The following is a 17,911-nucleotide window of genomic DNA, read 5'->3' on the forward strand; positions in this document are numbered from 1 at the left end:
GCGCTTTCCCTTTCCGGCGATTCCAACTTTACCAGACTCTTTTCCGTTCCGTTTCCGGTCCGAATTTGATTCCGGTGGCCTGTGGACTGGCCTTTGCCTTTCGGCGTGTTCACTACGCTAGCCGATTTCCGTGGCGACTCATAATCGAGTCGCGGGGCGAATTACGGCATGCCGAAATTGCACCCGTCAGGGCGAATCGTAGGTAGTGGTTGGCCCTCTCCCGATGCTCCGACCCGGTCCTGTGGACCGTGCCAACAACAACTGCATCCGTTCAAGCGGCTCGGACTACATTAGGCAACGGGCAGGGGCGAGTCAAGTTGCGCGGCGGCGTGGCGCATGGGCCCTGTAGGGGCTCACCGTGGGGTCGCCGTCGATCCAGAAGCGCCACGGCTGATGGGAACCGTCACCGCCCACCCCGGTGCGCGGACCGCTTCGCACCTGGTCACGGAGCGGCGGGGTGCCACGCAGCAGGGACAGGGGCCGGCACGGTCCTTCGACGACATCGCTGCCGTTGAGCGTTCGGTCGACTCCGAGGGCCGTGGCCAGACGGGCCGGCCCTTTGGCCAGTTCTCTGTCATGGCGGGCCGAGAACCGACGTTTGCGGGCCGTCTCGGCACCCACGCCGATCTCGCCGGCCCGGAGCAGGACACCGCTCGCCGTTCCTTCCGGGCCGCACACGAGGTTCAGGCAGTGCCACATCCCGTACGTGAAGTAGACGTACGAATGACCCGGCGGGCCGAACATCACGCTGTTGCGTGGTGTGGGACCACGGAAGGCGTGGGAGCCGGGGTCGATCTCGCCGGCGTACGCCTCCACCTCGGTCAGCCGCAGTTCGATGGGGCCGTCCTCACCGGCGCGGACGAGCACGCGGCCCAGAAGGTCGGGGGCCACGTCCAGGACTGGCCGGTCGAAGAAGTCCCGCGTCAGCGGCGTACGGTCCATGCCCTCGTTCATGGCGTCCGAGGGTACTGGGATCGCCGCTCCGGGAACCGGCTACGGTCGTGACGCGTATGTAGAGGTCAGGACCAAGGAGGAGAAGACATGGGCTTCAAGCGGTTGCTCGCGAGCATGGGTGCCGGCGGTGCTTCGGTGGAAACCGAGCTGACCGAACTCAACGTCGTCCCCGGCGGGGTCGTTCAGGGCGAGGTGCGGATCCAGGGCGGTTCCGTCGACCAGCAGATCGAGGGGCTTTCGGTCGGTCTGCAGGCCCGGGTCGAGGTCGAGGGCGCGGACCAGGAGACCAAGCAGGACATCGAGTTCACCAAGCTGCGTCTCGGCGGTGCCTTCGAAGTAAAGGCGGGCGCCGTCCACGTCGTGCCGTTCGGGCTCGAGATTCCGTGGGAGACGCCGATCACGACGTTCGCCGGGCAGCACCTGCGCGGAATGAACATCGGGGTGACCACGGAGCTGGAGATCGCCCGTGCCCTGGACTCGGGTGACCTGGACCCGATCAATGTGCACCCCCTGCCTGCGCAGCAGGCCATCCTGGACGCCTTCGCGCAGCTCGGCTTCGGGTTCCGCAGCGCGGACATGGAGCGCGGCCACATCCGGGGCACGCGCCAGCGTCTGCCCTTCTACCAGGAGATCGAGTTCGTCCCGCCGCAGCAGTACCGCGGGCTCAACCAGGTTGAGCTGACGTTCGTCGCCGACGACCGCGAGATGGACGTCGTGCTGGAAATGGACAAGAAGCCGGGTCTCTTCAGTGAGGGCAGCGACTCCTACCGCGCGTTCAAGGTCGGCCACAACGACTTCCAGGGCACGGACTGGGCCGCTTACCTCAACCAGTGGCTCGCCCAGGTCGGCGGACAGCGCAACTGGCTCTGACGGGCTCTAGGGTCGGTGGCGAGACTTCACAGCCGACCAGGAGAGGTACTGACGTGACCGAGCCGAAGAGGGCGCCGTTGCCGCACGACTTCCATCCCGAGGTCCCCCCGTTCACCGTGGTGAGCAAGGACCTCGCGCCGGGAGCCGTGCTGGCGGACGCGCAGGTGTTCGCGGCGGGCAACACGTCGCCGCAGTTGCGGTGGGAGGGTTTCCCCGCGGACACGAAGAGCTTCGCCGTGACGTGTTTCGACCCGGACGCCCCGACGGGCAGCGGGTTCTGGCACTGGGTGGTCTTCGACATCCCGGCTTCGGTCACGGAACTACCGGCCGGCGCGGGGAGCGGCACGTTCGAGGGGCTGCCCGCGGGCGCCGTCCAGGCCCGTAACGACTACGGGTCGCAGGACTTCGGAGGTGCCGCGCCGCCGGCGGGCGAGAACCACCGCTATGTCTTCACCGTGTACGCGGTGGACAGCGAGAAGCTCGGGCCGGACAGTGACGCCTCGCCTGCCGTGGTGGGATTCAATCTGCGGTTCCACACCCTCGGACGCGCCCAGCTGATCGGTGAGTACACCTCGCCCGAAAGCTGAGGGTTCGCCTCCTGTTTGCCCTGCCCTGGTCTTGGAGAGATCAGGGCAGGGCATTTTTTTATTGCGTTGTCCATCACGGCTCGCCCGGCCAGAGTTGATCCGGGCCAGCCAGGAGGCGGCCGGCACACGGGAGGTGGGCAGGATGCGGGACACACTGGTGCTCAACGCGAGCTTCGAGCCGCTGTCGACGGTGACACTCAACCGCGCGGTGGTGCTGATCCTGCAGGACAAGGCTGTCGTCGAGCAGTCGCACCCGGGACTCCGTATGCGTGGCGCGGCCGTCGACATCCCGGTGCCCGTGGTGATCAGGCTCTGCCGGTACGTACGGGTGCCGTTCCGAAGACACGCCCCGTGGTCCAGAAGGGGTGTGCTCATACGGGACCAGCACCGGTGCGCGTACTGCGGACGGCGGGCCAGCACCGTCGACCACGTGGTACCGCGTGCCCAGGGGGGTCAGGACACCTGGCTGAACACCGTGGCGTCGTGCGCCGAGGACAACCACCGCAAGGCTGCGCGGACACCGGAGCAGGCGGACATGCCGCTGCTCCGTAAGCCGTTCGTACCCTCGCCGGCGGACGCGATGCTGCTCGCGCTCGGGGCCGGTGACCGGTCGGTGCTGCCGGAGTGGCTGGCGCGGTCCGCCGCGTAGCCCGCGAGGTTCACGGAAGCCCGTCTCCCCGGGAGGCGGGCTCTTCCCGTCAGCGGAGCAGCAGCTGGACGATCGCGGCGGTGCCGACGACGACGATGAGGGCGCGCAGGAAGCCCGGGCTGAGCTTGCGGCCGACCTTGGCGCCTATCTGGCCGCCGATCGCCGACCCCACGGCGATGAGCACGACCGCCGTCCAGTCGAAGTCCGCGACGAAGAGGAAGAAGAGTGCCGCGACGCTGTTGACGACGGCGGCGAGTACGTTTTTGACGGCGTTGAGGCGCTGCATCGTGTCGTCGAGCAGCATGCCCATCAGGGAGAGGTAGATGATGCCCTGGGCCGCCGTGAAGTAGCCGCCGTAGACGCTGGCGAGTGTCAGTCCCGTGAACAGGAGCGGCCCGCCGTCTGGGCGGGCCGGCGCCCCGTTCCGCGCGCGGCGGCGCTGGACGGCCTTGCTGATCCGGGGCTGCAGGATGACCAGGACGAGGGCGAGTGCCACCAGGACGGGGACGATCGTCTCGAACGCTGTGGGGGGCAGGGCCAGCAGGAGTGTGGCGCCGGTGAGGCCACCGACGAGTGCGCCGGCGCTCAGCTTGATGATGCGGCGGCGTTGGCCCGCGAGTTCGGCCCGGTAGCCGATGGCGCCGCTGATCGAGCCCGGGATCAGACCGAGGGCGTTGGAGACGGTGGCGGTGACCGGTGGCAGGCCGGTGGCGAGCAGGACGGGGAAGGTGATCAACGTGCCTGAGCCGACGATCGTGTTGATCGTGCCCGCGCCGACTCCGGCCGCGAAGACCGCGAGAATTTCCCAGATGGACAAGGCCATCCCCTTCGATGGTCAGTGACGCCTCCCCGCCATGAAGGTCGAGGGGCCTCACTGATCATGCACGAAGGTCTTTCGCGGTCAGTCGACCGGGGGCTGCTCGCGGCGCTCAGGTCCCGTGCTGAAGCCGGGGGCGCCGCTGCCGAGGTTGCCGAAGGCGCCGCTGAGGCCCTTGAGCGCGTCGCCGATCTCGCTGGGCACGATCCAGAGCTTGTTGGCGTCGCCTTCGGCGATCTTCGGCAGCATCTGGAGGTACTGGTAGGAGAGCAGCTTCTGGTCGGGGTCTCCGGCGTGGATGGCCTCGAAGACCGTACGAATGGCCTGGGACTCGCCTTCGGCACGCAGGGCGGATGCCTTGGCCTCACCTTCGGCGCGCAGGATCGCGGACTGCTTCTCGCCTTCGGCGGTGAGGATGGCGGACTGCCTGATGCCTTCCGCGGTGAGGATCGCGGCGCGCTTGTCACGGTCGGCGCGCATCTGCTTCTCCATCGAGTCCTGGATGGAGGTGGGCGGTTCGATGGCCTTGAGCTCGACGCGGTTGACGCGGATGCCCCACTTGCCGGTGGCTTCGTCGAGGACTCCGCGCAGGGCCGCGTTGATCTCCTCGCGGGAGGTCAGGGTCCGTTCGAGGTCCATGCCGCCGATGATGTTGCGGAGGGTGGTGACGGTGAGCTGCTCGATCGCCTGGATGTAGCTGGCGACCTCGTAGGTCGCGGCGCGGGCGTCGGTCACCTGGTAGTAGATGACGGTGTCGATGTTGACCACCAGGTTGTCCTGGGTGATCACCGGCTGGGGCGGGAAGGGAACGACCTGTTCGCGGAGGTCGATCCGGTTGCGGATCGAGTCGATGAACGGGACGACGATGTTCAGCCCGGCGTTGAGGGTGCGGGTGTAGCGGCCGAAGCGCTCCACGATGGCGGCACTGGCCTGTGGGATGACCTGGATCGTCTTGATCAGGGCGATGAAGACGAGCACCACCAGAATGATCAGGACGATGATGATCGGTTGCATCGTGTGCCTCGTGCCCTTCGGTTGCCGACGGATCGCGATGATCGAGGTCGCGTGCTCATGACGGGTGCATTCTCATGATGATCGACTTCGAGTTTGGCAGACTGCGGGCTGCCGCGTGACCGGTTCGCTCACATGACGACGGCCGTTGCACCGTCGATCTCCGCGACATCGACGGTCTGTCCTGGTTCGAAGCTCTGATCGCTGTCGAGTGTGCGCGCGGACCAGACCTCGCCGGCCAGCTTGATGCGGCCGCCGCTGCCGTCCACCCGTTCCAGCACGACGGCTTGACGGCCTTTCAGCGCGTCGATGCCGGTGGCGTGGTGGGTCTGGCCGGCACGGTGCCTGGCGGCGATCGGGCGTACGACCGCGACCAGCGCCACGGAGATCAGGACGAAGACCAGCACTTGGGCGACGATGCCACCACCGAGTGCGGCGACGACTGCCGCGGCCACGGCCCCGACGGCGAACATTCCGAACTCGGGCATCGCGGTCAGGACGAGGGGGATACCCAGTCCCACGGCGCCGATCAACCACCATACCCACGCGTCGATTTCCACGTGTTCATCGTAGGACCGCAGGTGCCCTCGCGGACAGGGCGCCGGGGGGCGGCTGTTGTGCGGATCCTCAGGAGAGCGGGAGTCCGTGGGCGGTGTAGCGGTCGCCGGTGTGCTCGACGACGAGCGGCAGGCCGAAGCAGAGGGAGAGGTTGCGGGAGCTGAGCTCGGTCTCCATCGGACCCGCGGCGAGCACCTTTCCCTGACGGATCATCAGGACGTGGGTGAAGCCGGGCGCGATCTCCTCGACGTGGTGGGTGACCATGATCATGGAGGGGGCGTACGGGTCACGGGCGAGCCGGCCCAGGCGGCGGACCAGGTCCTCGCGGCCGCCGAGGTCGAGGCCCGCGGCGGGCTCGTCGAGCAGGAGCAGCTCGGGGTCGGTCATCATGGCGCGGGCGATCAGCGTCCGCTTGCGCTCGCCCTCGGAGAGGGTGCCGAACTTGCGGTCGAGGTAATCGGTCATGCCGAGCCGGTCGAGGAAGGCGCGGGCGCGCTCCTCGTCGACGGCCTCGTAGTTCTCGTGCCAGGTGGCGGTCATGCCGTACGCGGCGGTGAGTACCGTCTGCAGCACGGTCTGGCGCTTGGGAAGCTTCTCGGCCATGGCGACACCGGCGATCCCGATACGGGGCCGGAGCTCGAATACGTCGGTGCCGACGCCGCCGAGCTCCTCACCGAGGATCCTGGCCTTGCCGGTGCTCGGGAAGAGGTAGCTGGACGCAATGTTGAGCAGCGTGGTCTTGCCGGCGCCGTTCGGCCCGAGGATGACCCAGCGCTCCCCCTCCTTGACCGACCAGGAGACGTCGTCCACCAGAGCGCGTCCGTCGCGGACCACGGATACGTCCACCAGCTCCAGTACATCGCTCATGAGCGCGTTGTCTCCCCATGCAGTCTCGAGATCGTCGCGTGCCTCTGGGCACAGCTCCCAGGGAAAACCTACGCCACCCGAAGAGTGCTCCAGCCCTTAGGGCGGTTGCCTAGGCTGTCCCCATGCTTTCGGAACCACGCTCAGGGCGGCTGGCCGCATGGGGAAACGCACTTTTGGCCGGACTTGTGTCACCGGACGACGCTGCGCTCGCGATTGTCGGGGAGGACGCGGTGCACCGCGTCGAGGGCCTGCCGGGTGAGGCGGGGCCGGTCGGGCTCACGCTGGCGCTCGGCCGGCTGAGAGGGCTCGGCGCGACCGGTTTCCGGGTCGCGCTGCCGGTGCCCGGCCATCCGCTGGGGCTCAGCGGGCCGCCGGACTTCAACGCGCGGGCACTGGACGCCGAGGAGGCGGTGGTCACGTCCGGAGCGCCGTACGGACTCGTTCCGGAGGTGAGCGAGGCGGGGCCGGCCGGGGACGTGCACGTCGAGGTGGTGTGGCGCTGCCTGCCGGTGCGGGAGGCGCCGCCGGCGGATGTGCCGTCGCTGAGCGAGGCGGAGCGGGAGCTGGCGGAGGCCCTGCGGGATGCCACGGCGGTGCTGTCCCGGCTGGATGTGGCTGGTTCCGGGCCGGTGGCCGAGGCCGCGGTGGATGCGTACCGGGCGCGGGCGGAGCGGGGCCGCGAGGTGCTGGCTCCGGGGTATCCGGCGCGGGCGGTACGGGTGCTGGAACTGGCCCAGCGGGTGGGACTGCTGATCTCGGTGGCCCATGAGAACGGGCACGGCGGTGCGGTGAGCTCCTCGGAGATCGCGGCTCGGGGTGAGGCGCTGCGGCCGGTGGAGCGGGTCGCCCGGCGGGCGCAGGTCGCGGCGTACAACGCGTACGTGGAGGAGCGGGGGCGGTAGGCCGCCCCCTGCGCTCGACCGCCGCGCACCTGTCCGCCCGGCACTCGACGGCACAGCACTCAACCGCCGGACAGGCTTGAACGGCCCGTCCGGCGGTTGGTGGCGGCAGCGCGGATCAGCCGTTCAGGCCGAGGTTGCCGAAGGCCGGGTTGAGCAGGCCGATCACGTTGACCGTGTTGCCGACCACGTTCACGGGGACGTGCACGGGGACCTGGACGACGTTGCCCGAGGCGACGCCCGGGGAGCCCACGGCCGCGCCGTGAGCACCGGCGCCGCTGTGGCCCGTGGCGGAGGCAGCCCCGGCACCGGCGGCGATGAGTCCACCGGCGATCATGGTGACGGCAGCGGCCTTCTTCAGGTTCTTCACTTCAGGATCCTCCTCGCATCGCTGCGGCCGACCGCCGCAGCACGCATGGAGAACGCCTCGGCGCCGCACAGGATGCGCCGTTCGGGTGACATACACCCGACAGTATGAATCTCGGACTGGAGTGGAACCGTCCGCTTCCCCTCCCCCGGAACTCGGGCCCGTCAGCCCGCCGCCCCGTGCCGGACGGCCCAGAGTGCGGCCTGTGTCCTGTCCGACAGATCGAGCTTCATCAAGATGTTCGACACGTGCGTCTTCACGGTCTTCTCCGACAGGACCAGCGCCCGGGCGATCTCCCGGTTGGAGCGGCCGTCGGCGATCAGCCCGAGCACTTCCCGTTCCCGTTCGGTCAGGGTGCTCCCTCGGCCCGTGCCGCTGCCGGCGTCCTCCTGCGCCAGGAGCGCGTCGGCGACCTCCGGCTGGAGCAGGACGTGGCCTGCGTGGACCGAGCGGATGGCGCCGGCCAGCGCGTCCGGGTCGACGTCCTTGTACACGTAACCGGACGCGCCCGCGCGCAGGGCGGGAACGACCGTGCGCTGTTCGGTGAAGCTGGTGACGATCAGTACCTTCGCGGGGTTCTCCAGCTCCCTGAGCCTGCGCAGGGCCTCGATCCCGTCCGTACCGGGCATCTTGATGTCCATCAGGACGACATCCGGCCGGAGCTCCTCGGTCCTGGCGACTCCTTCGGCTCCGTCGGAGGCTTCCCCGACGACCTCTATGTCGTCCTGGATCTCGAGGAACGTGCGCAGCCCTCGGCGGACGACCTGGTGGTCGTCGACCAGCAGCACCCTGATGATCTTTTCAGGCACAGGGGACCTCCATCTCGATCGTGGTGCCCTTGCCGGGCTCCGATGCAACGGTGAGCCTTCCCCCGACGCTGCCCGCGCGGTGGCGCATCGAGACCAGGCCCAGATGGCGGCCCGCACGCCGGACGGCATGGGTGTCGAAGCCGCGGCCGTCGTCGGTGATCCGCAGCACCGTGGCGGAGGTGTGCCGGCTGAGCGTGACAGCGACCTGTTCGGCGCCGGAGTGACGGAGGGCGTTGTGCAGGGCTTCCTGGGCGACCCGGAGCAGGGCCTCCTCCTGGGCGGAGGGCATCGCCCGCACTCCGGCGCTCTCGAAGGTGACCCGGGCGCTGTGCGCACGGTCCAGTACCTGGATCTGGGTACGCAGCGTGGCGACGAGACCGTCCTCGTCCAGGGCGGCGGGGCGCAGCTCCACGACGGCTGCGCGCAGCTCGTCCACGGCTTCCGCGGCCAGGGCCGCGACCTGCTGGAGCTCGCCCTTGGCGCGGGCGGGGTCGCGGTCGACGAGCGCGGCGGCTGCCTGGGCGGTCAGCCGGAGCGAGAAGAGCTTCTGGCTGACCGCGTCGTGCAGCTCATGGGCGAGCCGCGAGCGCTCCTCGGCGATCGTGAGCTCGCGGCTGCGTTCGTACAGTCTGGCGTTGACGAGCGCGATCGCCGCGTGCTGGGCGAGGATCGCGAGGAGTTCCTCGTCCTCCTCCGTGAACCCGCAGCTGCCCTCGGGCTTGGGACAGCGCTTGTTGGCGAGGAAGAGTGCGCCGATGATCTCGTCGCCGTCCTGGATCGGCAGGCCCAGGAAGTCGGACATGTCCGGGTGGGCGTCGGGCCAGCCGCCGAAGCGGGGGTCCTTGCGGACGTCGGCGAGCCGCTCGGGCTTCGCCTCGTGGAGCATCGCGGCGAGGATGCCGTGCTGCCTGGGCAGCGGTCCGATGGCCTTCCACTGCTCGTCGCTGACCCCGTCCACGACGAACTGGGCGAAGCCCCCGTGGTCGTCGGGGACGCCCAGGGCCGCGTACTCGGCGTCGAGCAGCTCGCGGGCGGAGGCGACGATCGTCTTGAGGACGTCCCGCATTTCGAGGTGCCGGCTCATGGCGAGCAGCGCGGCACTCACCGCGGCGAGGCCCGACGGTGGGCGATGACTCATGTCCTCACCGTACCGGCGGGCCCTCGGCGGCCGTATCGGGCTGCGGACGGCCGTCGCATGGGGCGCAGGGCCTAGGTCGAAGTGCCTTGTGCCGGTGCGGCTCCTGGACGAGGCGGGGCAGGGGCCGTGTTCCTACGTTGGTGTGGTCGGAGCTTCACGAGGTTCGAGGGGACGGTTGCCATGCCGATCGCGATGATCACGGGTGCGTCGAAGGGGCTGGGGCGGGCGCTGGCGCAACGGGGGTGGGATCTGGTCCTGGACGCCCGGACGGCCGGGGTGCTGAGGGAGACGGGGCGGGAGCTGAGCCGCCTGTACGGGACGCGGGTGGTGACCGTTGCCGGGGATGTCACGGACGGGGCGCACCGCAAGGCCCTGGTGGCCGCCGCCGGGGACCTGGGCGGGCTGGACGTGCTGGTGAGCAATGCGAGCGCCCTGGGTGCCGAACCGCTCGTACGGCTGGAGACGCTGCCCCTGGCCGGGCTGCGGGAGGCGCTGGAGACGAATGTGGTGGCGGCGCTCGGCCTGGTGCAGGAGGCGCTGCCGCTGCTGAGGGCATCGGCGGCCGGTGCGGTGGTGACGGTGAGCTCGGACGCGGCTGCCGAGCCGTATGCGACGTGGGGCGGGTACAGGGCGTCCAAGGCTGCGCTCGACCAGCTGGCCGCGGTGCTGGGCGAGGAGGAACCGGGTCTGCGGGTGTGGGCCGTGGATCCGGGGGACATGCGGACGGACCTCTATACGGCGGCGGTGCCCGGGGACGGGGAGCCGAGGCCGGGGCCGGAGAGCGTGGCGCCCGCGTTCGTCAGGCTGCTTGAGCGGCGGCCGGCCGGCGGGCGTTATGCGGCCGCGGCCCTGCTGGAGAAGACGAGCGGGGGGCGGCGATGACGGCGCTGGATGCCCTGCGGGTTCCCGAGGAGCTGTCCGCCCGGGTTCCGGCCGAGCTGCGGGGTGCGGGGCGGGACGACGTGCGGCTGCTGGTGTCGCGGGGTACCGCGGTCTCGCACCGGGCGTTCCTCGACCTGCCCGGGGAGCTGCGGGCCGGGGACGTACTCGTGGTGAACACGTCGACGACGCTGGCGGCCGCGGTGAACGGGCGCGTCGGCGGTGAGCACGTCGTCGTGCACTTCTCGACCTGCGGCGAGGACGGCCGGTGGGCGGTGGAGCTGCGCCGCCCGGACGGGAACGGGACCACGCGGCCGCGCCCCGGCGGCCCGGCGGGAGCCGCTGTGCGGCTGCCGGGCGAGAACGTCCTGGTGCTGGACGAGCCGCTGGGGCCCCCGGCGGGCGCCCGGCTGTGGTGGGCGCGGGTGCCGCGGGACGTACCCGGGCTCCTGGGCCGGTACGGGCGGCCGATCCGGTACGCGTACACGGAGCGGGACCAGCCGCTGTCCGCGTACCGGACGGTGTTCGCCGTGCCCTCGCCCGACGGGGCGGGGTCGGCGGAGATGCCGAGTGCGGCGAGGCCGTTCACCGCGGGGCTGGTGGCGGCGCTGGTGAGCCGCGGGGTGCAGTTCGCCCCGCTGTCCCTTCATACGGGGGTGGCGTCGACCGAGGCGCACGAGCCGCCCTACCCGGAGCGGTTCGCGGTGCCGCCTACGACGGCGTGGCTGGTCAATGCGGCGCGGGCGGGCGGCGGCAGGGTCGTCGCCGTGGGGACGACGGCCGTGCGGGCCCTGGAATCGGCGGCGGGGGCGGACGGAGTGGTGCGGGCCGCCTCGGGCTGGACGGACCTGGTGGTGACGCCGCAGCGGGGCGTGCGGGTGGTGGACGGGCTGCTGACCGGACTGCACGAGCCGGAGGCCTCGCACCTGCTGATGCTGGAGGCGATAGCCGGGAGGGCCGCGCTGCAGCACGGTTACACCCAGGCCCTGCTCCATCGGTACCTCTGGCACGAGTTCGGGGACGTCCATCTCCTCCTGCCGGGTTCCGGAGGCTAACGCTCCGCATTACAAGAGCAACGTTTCGTGAGCCCGGAGGGGTCCCCGTGTGAGCCCAGGCATAGGGCCCACGTCACTTACGAAGATGAATAGTTGGAGCAAAACGGGCAATACTCCGGGCCTCAAACCGGACAAGGAGGTATGAACGACCCCCCGCTCCACTACTCAGCTTCGTACGTCACACCTTTGCCAGGCCATTTTGCGGTCGCTAAGAATTGCACTTGTCCACGACGGAGATGCGCACCGCCGCTTCCGTCTGCGTCCTCGCCGAGGGCCCCCTGCAATTCGAAGAGGTACGACTGTATGTCCGTGTCCCGCATCTCCAGCCGTAGCCGTCGCCTGAACAAGGCGCAGAAGCTCTCCGTCGCGGGGGTCTCCACCCTGGCCGCCGCCGCTCTCGCTTTCTCCCTCGTCCCGGACAACGCCTCGGCGTCGACCGAGCCGCAGGCCATATCCGGTGCGCCGGTCGCCTTCGCCGGTGCCGCGCAGAACCAGAGCGTCCAGTCCAGCGTCATCGAGCAGCACTCCACCGCCGCGCAGCTGGTGAAGGCCGCCGACGCCGCCAAGGCCGCCGAGAAGAAGGCAGCCGCGAAGACCGAGGCGAAGGCCAAGGCCGTCGCCGAGGCCAAGAAGGAAGCCGCAGCCAAGAAGAAGGCTGCCGCCAAGGCCAAGGCCGACGCGAAGAAACGCGCCGCCAAGAAGGCCAGCCGTGCCGCCGACCGCAAGCCGGTCTACGCCAACAACCTTGACGGCTGGATTCGCGAGGCTCTCGCGATCATGGACAAGAAGAACATCCCCGGCACGTACGAGGGTCTGCACCGCAACATCATCCGCGAGTCCAGCGGTGACCCGCGCGCCATCAACGACTGGGACATCAACGCCATCAACGGCGTCCCGTCAAAGGGCCTGCTGCAGGTCATCAAGCCGACGTTCGACTTCTACCACGTGGCCGGCACCAAGCACGACCAGTACGACCCGGTCGCCAACATCACCGCTGCGGCCAACTACGCCGCGGACAAGTACGGCTCGATCGACAACGTCGACAGCGCGTACTGAGCCACGCACCGAGCTAGGCCTGGCATTCGAGGGCCCGCCGGTCCGCAGCGTCGCGTGACCGGCCGGCACATGCCGAAGGGCGGCACCCCACGGGGTTGCCGCCCTCGGGCGTTTCCGGGCCCGGTCGGGCCGGACGCGTTACTTGCGCATCACCTCGGGCTCATGGCGTCGCAGCATCCGCGAGACCGCGACGAAGAGGACGGCGCTCATGAGGAGCATCACCGTGATGTTGACCCCCCACTGGCCGGCCGAGTGCTCCCAGAGCGGGTCCAGGTCGGTCGGCTTCTTCGGGTCCCACGGCGGCATGAGGTGGGCGAGGTCGAGCGTCGTACCGGCCGCGGCCACCGCCCAGCGCGACGGCATCAGCCAGGCGAACTGCTCCAGGCCCGGCGATCCGTAGACCTGGAAGAGCACACCGGTGAAGACGACCTGGACGATGGCGAACATGACGAGCAGCGGCATGGTCTTCTCGGCGGTCTTCACCAGCGCGGAGATCATCAGGCCGAACATCATCGAGACGAACCCGAGCACGATGATCGACAGGCAGATCTCCACGGCGGGGGGCATGAACAGCCCCTCCTCCGGCAGCTGGCGGGTGGAGAAGCCGATCCCGCAGATGATCACGCCCTGGAAGGCGGTGATCACGCCGAGGACGATCACCTTGGACAGCAGGTAGGCGGAGCGGGAGAGGCCGGTGGCCCGTTCCCGCTCGTAGATCACCCGTTCCTTGATCAGTTCTCGTACGGAGTTGGCCGCGGCGGCGAAGCACATGCCGACCGCGAGGATCAGCATGATCGTCCCGGCCTTGCCGTTGAAGCGGGACGGCGGATCGGGCTCCGCCAGGCCGAACTCGGCCGGAATGACCACGCTGACGATGCCGAGCACGGCCGGCAGGAGCACCATCAGGAGCAGGAATCCCTTGTCGGACGCGATCACCGAGATGTAGCGGCGCATCAGCGTCCACAGCTGGGCCGTCCAGCCCGACGGCTTCGGGGGGCGGATCTGCTGCGGCGGGGGCATGTGCACCGGCTGCGCGGCGACGGCGTCGATGTCCGCGGCGTACATCTGGTAGTGCTGCGAACCGCGCCAGCGTCCCGCCCAGTCGTAGTCGCGGTAGTTCTCGAACGCGGAGAAGACGTCGGCCCAGCTGGTGTAGCCGAAGAAGTTCAGCGCCTCCTCGGGAGGTCCGAAGTAGGCGACGGACCCGCCGGGCGCCATCACGAGGAGCTTGTCGCAGATGGCCAGCTCGGCCACGGAGTGCGTGACCACGAGGACCGTACGGCCGTCGTCGGCGAGCCCGCGCAGCAACTGCATGACATCGCGGTCCATGCCCGGGTCGAGACCCGAGGTCGGCTCGTCCAGGAAGATCAGCGACGGCTTGGTCAGCAGCTCCAGGGCGACCGAGACGCGCTTGCGCTGGCCGCCGGAGAGCGAGGTGATCCTCTTGTCCTTGTGGATGTCGAGCTTGAGCTCGGCGAGGACCTCGTGGATCCGGGCGGTGCGCTCGGCCTCGGTGGTGTCCGCGGGGAAGCGCAGCTTGGCCGCGTACCGCAGAGCCCTGGTGACCGTGAGTTCCTTGTGCAGGATGTCGTCCTGCGGGACCAGCCCGATGCGCTGCCGCAGCTCGGCGAACTGCTTGTACAGGTTCCGGTTGTCGTAGAGGACGTCGCCCTGGTTGGCGGGCCGGTAGCCGGTGAGCGCCTTGAGCAGGGTGGACTTGCCGGAGCCGGACGGGCCGATGACGGCGATCAGGGACTTCTCCGGAACGCCGAACGAGACGTCCTTGAGGATGTCCTTCCCTCCGTCGACCGTCACCGTGAGGTGGCGGGCGGAGAAGGAGACCTCACCGGTGTCGACGAACTCTTCCAGCCGGTCCCCGACCAGCCGGAAGGTCGAGTGGCCGACGCCGACGATGTCGTTCGGGCCGATGAGCGCTGAGCCGGACTTGCTGAGCGGCTGGCCGTTGACGTACGTGCCGTTGTGGGATCCGAGGTCGCGGATCTCGAAGCGGCCGTCGGGCGTCGCACGGAATTCGGCGTGGAGGCGCGAGACCTGGAGGTCGGAGACGACCAGCTCGTTCTCCAGCGCACGACCGATGCGCATGACCCGGCCGAGGTCCAGCTGGTGGAACGTGGTCGGGCTCCGGTCCCCGTACACCGGCGGGGCCCCCGCGACACCGCCGGGGCCGCCCGCTCCGGGGGCACCGAGGCCCTGCTGATGCGGGACCTGCGGCTGTTGCGGCGGCTGCTGCGCCTGCTGCCAGGCAGCCTGCTGCTGTTGCTGTGCGGGGTCGTGCCAGCCGGCCGCACCCTGCTGCGGCTGCACGGGCGCGGGCGCCTTCTGCGCAGCCGCGGCCTGGCCGCTGTGGACACCGGCAGCCGCGGCAGCGCCGGTCAGGCTCAGCCGCGGCCCGTCCGTGGCGTTGCCCAGGTGCACCGACGAGCCGGGGCCGATCTCCATTGTCTGGATCCGATGGCCCTGCACGTAGGTGCCGTTGGTGCTGCCGTGGTCCTCGATGACCCAGCTGCGACCACCCCAGCTGATCGTGGCATGCCGCCAGGAGACCCTGGCGTCGTCGATCATCAGGTCGCCCTGCGGATCGCGTCCGAGGGTGTACGACCTGGACGGATCGAGCGTCCAGGTCCTTCCATTCAATTCCAGTACGAGTTCCGGCACTCCGCGCCCCACTAGTTGTCCCCCGAGTTACCCCCGTTGCAGGGAGTCTAGGGATGCTGAACATCGTGGGGAACTATTCCAGGAGCAGTCCCTGAACGGAAAGCCGGGCGGGGTGAAGACAGCGCGGAGGCCTGTGCAGCACCTCGGCCGACTCGGGAGATATCGGATCGGAGCGTGGCAACCGGGGCAGCCTTGGCCGGCGCGGCGGTGCGGCCACTGGGGTCGGGGTGCTGTCCGCCACTCGGGACGGGCTTCGGGGGCCGCGCGCCGGACCTATACGGTGGAACCACCATGAGCGCACCTCAGTCTCCCCGGTCTCCTGAGCCCCCTGAGCCCCTTCTGGGCACAGACGAACCCACTCTTCTCGTCAAGATCTTCGGGAAGGACCGTCCCGGCATCACCGCCGGGCTCTTCGACACCCTGGCCGCCTACTCCGTCGACGTCGTCGACATCGAGCAGGTGGTCACCCGCGGCCGCATCGTCCTGTGCGCGCTGGTCACCTCGCCGGTCTCGGGCGGTACGACCGAGGGCGACCTCCGGGCGACCGTCCACAGCTGGGCGGAGTCGCTGAAACTGCAGGCCGAGATCATCTCCGGTACGGGTGACAACCGGCCCCGTGGTGACGGCCGTTCCCATGTGACCGTGCTGGGGCACCCGCTGACCGCGGAGTCGACGGCGGTCATAGCTGCTCGGATCACGTCGACCGGCGGCAACATCGACCGGATCTTCCGGCTGGCGAAGTACCCGGTCACCGCAGTGGAGTTCGCGGTGTCCGGCACCGGGACGGAGGAGCTGCGGACCGCGCTGGCGACCGAGGCCGCAGGAATCGGTGTCGACATCGCCGTCGTGTCGGCCGGGCTCAGCCGCCGGGCGCAGCGGCTCGTCGTCATGGATGTGGACTCGACGCTCATCCAGGACGAGGTCATCGAGCTCTTCGCGGCCCATGCGGGCTGCGAGGACAAGGTCGCCGAGGTGACCGAGCAGGCGATGCGGGGCGAGCTCGACTTCGAGCAGTCGCTGCACGCACGTGTGGCGCTGCTGGCAGGGCTCGACGAGTCGGTGGTGGACAAGGTTCGGACCGAGGTCCGGCTGACCCCGGGTGCCCGCACCCTGATCCGTACGCTGAAGCGGCTCGGTTACCAAGTCGGCGTGGTCTCGGGCGGATTCACCCAGGTCACGGACGATCTCAAGGAACGCCTCGGGCTCGACTTCGCCTCCGCCAACACCCTGGAGGTCGTCGACGGAAAGCTCACGGGCCGGGTCGTGGGCGACATCGTGGACCGTGCCGGCAAGGCCCGGCTGCTGCGCAGCTTCGCCGAGCAGGCGGGGGTGCCGCTGGCGCAGACGGTGGCGATCGGGGACGGCGCGAACGATCTGGACATGCTGAACACGGCCGGTCTCGGGGTCGCGTTCAACGCCAAGCCGGTCGTGCGTGAGGCGGCGCACACAGCGGTGAACGTCCCGTTCCTGGACACGGTTCTGTACCTGCTCGGTATCACCCGCGAGGAGGTGGAGGCGGCCGACGGTCTCGTCGACTGATCCCTCCGGACACAGTCGTACGAAGGGGCCCCGGCACGATCGACAGTGCCGGGGCCCCTTCGTGCATCCTGCTCAGTCGTTCGGAGTCCAGTACTCGACGAGCTTGCCCACGCCCTGCTCCAGGCCCTTCCAGGATCCGGAGAACTCGACGACGGCATAGGCGGCCGTCGGGAAGCCGTCCCTGGTCATGCGGGCGAGGGTCTCCCCCTCGGCCTGGCCGGACAGCGCGTCCGCGGCGCCGTGCATGCCGGGATTGTGGCCGATGACCAGCAGATTCCGCACGTCGTCCGGGGTCTCGTTGAACAGGGCAATCAATTCTCCGAGGGATGCCTCGTAGAGCCTCTCCTCGTACACGGTCCTGGGGCGCTGCGGGAATTCGTGGACCGCGAGCTTCCAGGTCTCGCGCGTCCTGGTGGCGGTCGAACACAGAGCCAGATCGAAGACGGTGCCGGAATCGGCGAGCTTGCGGCCGGCGACGGGGGCGTCCTTCCGTCCCCGTTCGGCCAGGGGCCGCTCATGGTCGGCCGCTTGCGACCATTCCGCTTTGGCGTGCCTGAGAAGGACGATGCTGCGAGGTGTATCGGCGCTCATACACCTCAGCTTCGCACGAAATGCGTGTCCGGGCGCAGGGTGTTGACGTGCTACCCCGGTGAGGGTGAATGACGCCGGGTGACCTGTGCACGTCCGGTCCGGAACCGGTCAGGCGGCGAGCAGCTCCAGGACGCGCCCGAGCAGTCGCCCGATCGCGGGATCCCCGGTGGCGGCGTGCGCCTGGCCCGGTCCCACGATCAGCAGGAGGAGGGCGGCGAAGGCGACGGCGGGCAGCGCGACGGCCCACCACGGCAGCCGGATCTCGACGCTGTCCGTGGCCGGGCGGTGGGTCCGGGGGTGCATACGGGCCGACATGTCCGCCTCCGTGGGTCCTCGGCACTGAATACCTAGAACCTACGGAGCGCGGGGCGTGGGTCCCATCCGGTGGCCCACCCACTCGACCCTGAACCTGGCCCCCTAAGGGATGGTGGGGCTAGCACCACCCTCGCTCGCGCGAGCCGCTAGGAGGGCGAGGCGATCGTGGCGATGACACTGATGACGACACCGATGAGAAGCATCGCCCCGAGGACGAGGAGAAACTTCTTCTGGCCGTTCTGAGGATTCGGATCGAGCACTGGCATGGGTCCAG

Annotated in this window: 19 protein-coding genes and 1 pseudogene; 8 read left to right on the forward strand and 12 right to left on the reverse strand. The window is 69.5% G+C overall.

Going from position 1 to position 17,911, the window contains the following annotated elements; translation table 11 throughout:
* Positions 1-312: 312 nt before the first annotated feature.
* Positions 313-954 (reverse strand): DNA-3-methyladenine glycosylase, encoded by a 642-nt coding sequence (locus ABZS61_RS14320; RefSeq protein WP_356419440.1) that lies wholly within the window; start codon positions 952-954, stop codon positions 313-315.
* A gap of 87 nt (positions 955-1,041) precedes the next feature.
* Here ABZS61_RS14320 and ABZS61_RS14325 point away from each other — a divergent pair, with 87 nt between their 5' ends.
* The 3 genes from ABZS61_RS14325 to ABZS61_RS14335 all read left to right on the forward strand — a co-directional run bounded on the left by ABZS61_RS14325 (position 1,042) and on the right by ABZS61_RS14335 (position 3,060).
* On the forward strand, positions 1,042-1,824 hold the full coding sequence (locus ABZS61_RS14325) for a sporulation protein (RefSeq protein ID WP_329212542.1): 783 nt from the start codon (positions 1,042-1,044) through the stop codon (positions 1,822-1,824).
* A 53-nt stretch (positions 1,825-1,877) separates the two neighbouring features.
* Positions 1,878-2,411, forward strand: a complete 534-nt coding sequence (locus ABZS61_RS14330; RefSeq protein ID WP_356419443.1) for a YbhB/YbcL family Raf kinase inhibitor-like protein — start codon at positions 1,878-1,880, stop codon at positions 2,409-2,411.
* A gap of 142 nt (positions 2,412-2,553) precedes the next feature.
* A complete protein-coding gene (locus tag ABZS61_RS14335; protein WP_329212538.1) occupies positions 2,554-3,060 on the forward strand; it encodes an HNH endonuclease in 507 nt (168 codons plus the stop codon).
* 49 nt (positions 3,061-3,109) lie between these two features.
* On the opposite strand, the gene ABZS61_RS14340 is transcribed toward ABZS61_RS14335, so the two are convergent.
* From ABZS61_RS14340 to ABZS61_RS14355, 4 genes are all read right to left on the reverse strand, one after another.
* The gene (locus tag ABZS61_RS14340; protein WP_356419447.1) at positions 3,110-3,877 is read right to left on the reverse strand and encodes a sulfite exporter TauE/SafE family protein; all 768 of its coding nucleotides are present in this window, start codon (positions 3,875-3,877) and stop codon (positions 3,110-3,112) included.
* An 84-nt stretch (positions 3,878-3,961) separates the two neighbouring features.
* Complete coding sequence (locus ABZS61_RS14345; protein WP_329212534.1) at positions 3,962-4,891, reverse strand: SPFH domain-containing protein; 930 nt, start codon at positions 4,889-4,891, stop codon at positions 3,962-3,964.
* A 128-nt stretch (positions 4,892-5,019) separates the two neighbouring features.
* Positions 5,020-5,448 carry an NfeD family protein gene (locus ABZS61_RS14350; RefSeq protein ID WP_356419449.1) on the reverse strand — a complete coding sequence of 143 codons (429 nt, stop codon included), beginning with the start codon at positions 5,446-5,448 and terminating at the stop codon, positions 5,020-5,022.
* A 67-nt stretch (positions 5,449-5,515) separates the two neighbouring features.
* Entirely contained in the window at positions 5,516-6,313 is a 798-nt protein-coding gene (locus ABZS61_RS14355) for an ABC transporter ATP-binding protein (RefSeq protein WP_356419453.1), read from the reverse strand.
* Between the two features lie 122 nt (positions 6,314-6,435).
* Between ABZS61_RS14355 and ABZS61_RS14360 the strand changes: the two genes are divergently transcribed.
* A complete protein-coding gene (locus tag ABZS61_RS14360) occupies positions 6,436-7,215 on the forward strand; it encodes a hypothetical protein (protein ID WP_356419456.1) in 780 nt (259 codons plus the stop codon).
* 115 nt (positions 7,216-7,330) lie between these two features.
* Here the strand turns inward: ABZS61_RS14360 and ABZS61_RS14365 are convergent, their stop codons facing one another.
* The 3 genes from ABZS61_RS14365 to ABZS61_RS14375 form a co-directional block, all read right to left on the reverse strand.
* Positions 7,331-7,582, reverse strand: coding sequence for a chaplin family protein (locus ABZS61_RS14365; protein ID WP_356419459.1), 252 nt, complete (start codon positions 7,580-7,582; stop codon positions 7,331-7,333).
* Positions 7,583-7,743: 161 nt separating this feature from the next.
* The gene (locus tag ABZS61_RS14370) at positions 7,744-8,388 is read right to left on the reverse strand and encodes a response regulator transcription factor (RefSeq protein ID WP_356419462.1); all 645 of its coding nucleotides are present in this window, start codon (positions 8,386-8,388) and stop codon (positions 7,744-7,746) included.
* Entirely contained in the window at positions 8,381-9,526 is a 1,146-nt protein-coding gene (locus ABZS61_RS14375; protein WP_356419465.1) for a GAF domain-containing sensor histidine kinase, read from the reverse strand. Before ABZS61_RS14375 ends, ABZS61_RS14370 begins: the two co-directional genes overlap by 8 nt.
* Before the next feature lie 180 nt (positions 9,527-9,706).
* On the opposite strand from ABZS61_RS14375, the gene ABZS61_RS14380 reads away from it, so the two are divergent.
* The 3 genes and pseudogenes from ABZS61_RS14380 to ABZS61_RS14390 all read left to right on the forward strand — a co-directional run bounded on the left by ABZS61_RS14380 (position 9,707) and on the right by ABZS61_RS14390 (position 12,516).
* The gene (locus ABZS61_RS14380; protein WP_356419468.1) at positions 9,707-10,408 is read left to right on the forward strand and encodes an SDR family oxidoreductase; all 702 of its coding nucleotides are present in this window, start codon (positions 9,707-9,709) and stop codon (positions 10,406-10,408) included.
* Positions 10,405-11,491: pseudogene (locus tag ABZS61_RS14385) on the forward strand (S-adenosylmethionine:tRNA ribosyltransferase-isomerase). Before ABZS61_RS14380 ends, ABZS61_RS14385 begins: the two are co-directional and overlap by 4 nt.
* 272 nt (positions 11,492-11,763) lie before the next feature.
* Positions 11,764-12,516 carry a transglycosylase SLT domain-containing protein gene (locus tag ABZS61_RS14390; protein ID WP_356419471.1) on the forward strand — a complete coding sequence of 251 codons (753 nt, stop codon included), beginning with the start codon at positions 11,764-11,766 and terminating at the stop codon, positions 12,514-12,516.
* A gap of 138 nt (positions 12,517-12,654) precedes the next feature.
* Here the strand turns inward: ABZS61_RS14390 and ABZS61_RS14395 are convergent, their stop codons facing one another.
* Positions 12,655-15,204 carry an FHA domain-containing protein gene (locus tag ABZS61_RS14395; protein ID WP_356419474.1) on the reverse strand — a complete coding sequence of 850 codons (2,550 nt, stop codon included), beginning with the start codon at positions 15,202-15,204 and terminating at the stop codon, positions 12,655-12,657.
* A 279-nt stretch (positions 15,205-15,483) separates the two neighbouring features.
* Between ABZS61_RS14395 and serB the strand changes: the two genes are divergently transcribed.
* On the forward strand, positions 15,484-16,731 hold the full coding sequence (serB, locus tag ABZS61_RS14400) for a phosphoserine phosphatase SerB (protein ID WP_356419477.1): 1,248 nt from the start codon (positions 15,484-15,486) through the stop codon (positions 16,729-16,731).
* Positions 16,732-16,803: 72 nt separating this feature from the next.
* On the opposite strand, the gene ABZS61_RS14405 is transcribed toward serB, so the two are convergent.
* From ABZS61_RS14405 to ABZS61_RS14415, 3 genes are all read right to left on the reverse strand, one after another.
* The gene (locus ABZS61_RS14405) at positions 16,804-17,322 is read right to left on the reverse strand and encodes a histidine phosphatase family protein (protein ID WP_356419480.1); all 519 of its coding nucleotides are present in this window, start codon (positions 17,320-17,322) and stop codon (positions 16,804-16,806) included.
* A 108-nt stretch (positions 17,323-17,430) separates the two neighbouring features.
* Positions 17,431-17,637 (reverse strand): hypothetical protein, encoded by a 207-nt coding sequence (locus ABZS61_RS14410; protein WP_356419482.1) that lies wholly within the window; start codon positions 17,635-17,637, stop codon positions 17,431-17,433.
* Between the two features lie 146 nt (positions 17,638-17,783).
* On the reverse strand, positions 17,784-17,903 hold the full coding sequence (locus ABZS61_RS14415) for an SGM_5486 family transporter-associated protein (protein WP_329212505.1): 120 nt from the start codon (positions 17,901-17,903) through the stop codon (positions 17,784-17,786).
* Between the last annotated feature and the right edge of the window lie 8 nt (positions 17,904-17,911).

This window comes from Streptomyces sp. NPDC005566, assembly GCF_040605575.1.
Classification (GTDB): domain Bacteria; phylum Actinomycetota; class Actinomycetes; order Streptomycetales; family Streptomycetaceae; genus Streptomyces.

Bases quoted from the DNA above. Each gene is read 5' to 3' on its own strand.
- ABZS61_RS14320 (WP_356419440.1), bottom strand. From the start codon at position 954: ATGAACGAGGGCATGGACCGTACGCCGCTGACGCGGGACTTCTTCGAC.
- ABZS61_RS14325 (WP_329212542.1), top strand. From the start codon at position 1,042: ATGGGCTTCAAGCGGTTGCTCGCGAGCATGGGTGCCGGCGGTGCTTCG.
- ABZS61_RS14335 (WP_329212538.1), top strand. From the start codon at position 2,554: ATGCGGGACACACTGGTGCTCAACGCGAGCTTCGAGCCGCTGTCGACG.
- ABZS61_RS14345 (WP_329212534.1), bottom strand. From the start codon at position 4,891: ATGCAACCGATCATCATCGTCCTGATCATTCTGGTGGTGCTCGTCTTC.
- ABZS61_RS14355 (WP_356419453.1), bottom strand. From the start codon at position 6,313: ATGAGCGATGTACTGGAGCTGGTGGACGTATCCGTGGTCCGCGACGGA.
- ABZS61_RS14360 (WP_356419456.1), top strand. From the start codon at position 6,436: ATGCTTTCGGAACCACGCTCAGGGCGGCTGGCCGCATGGGGAAACGCA.
- ABZS61_RS14375 (WP_356419465.1), bottom strand. From the start codon at position 9,526: ATGAGTCATCGCCCACCGTCGGGCCTCGCCGCGGTGAGTGCCGCGCTG.
- ABZS61_RS14380 (WP_356419468.1), top strand. From the start codon at position 9,707: ATGCCGATCGCGATGATCACGGGTGCGTCGAAGGGGCTGGGGCGGGCG.
- ABZS61_RS14390 (WP_356419471.1), top strand. From the start codon at position 11,764: ATGTCCGTGTCCCGCATCTCCAGCCGTAGCCGTCGCCTGAACAAGGCG.
- serB (WP_356419477.1), top strand. From the start codon at position 15,484: ATGAGCGCACCTCAGTCTCCCCGGTCTCCTGAGCCCCCTGAGCCCCTT.
- ABZS61_RS14405 (WP_356419480.1), bottom strand. From the start codon at position 17,322: ATGAGCGCCGATACACCTCGCAGCATCGTCCTTCTCAGGCACGCCAAA.
- ABZS61_RS14410 (WP_356419482.1), bottom strand. From the start codon at position 17,637: ATGTCGGCCCGTATGCACCCCCGGACCCACCGCCCGGCCACGGACAGC.
- ABZS61_RS14415 (WP_329212505.1), bottom strand. From the start codon at position 17,903: ATGCCAGTGCTCGATCCGAATCCTCAGAACGGCCAGAAGAAGTTTCTC.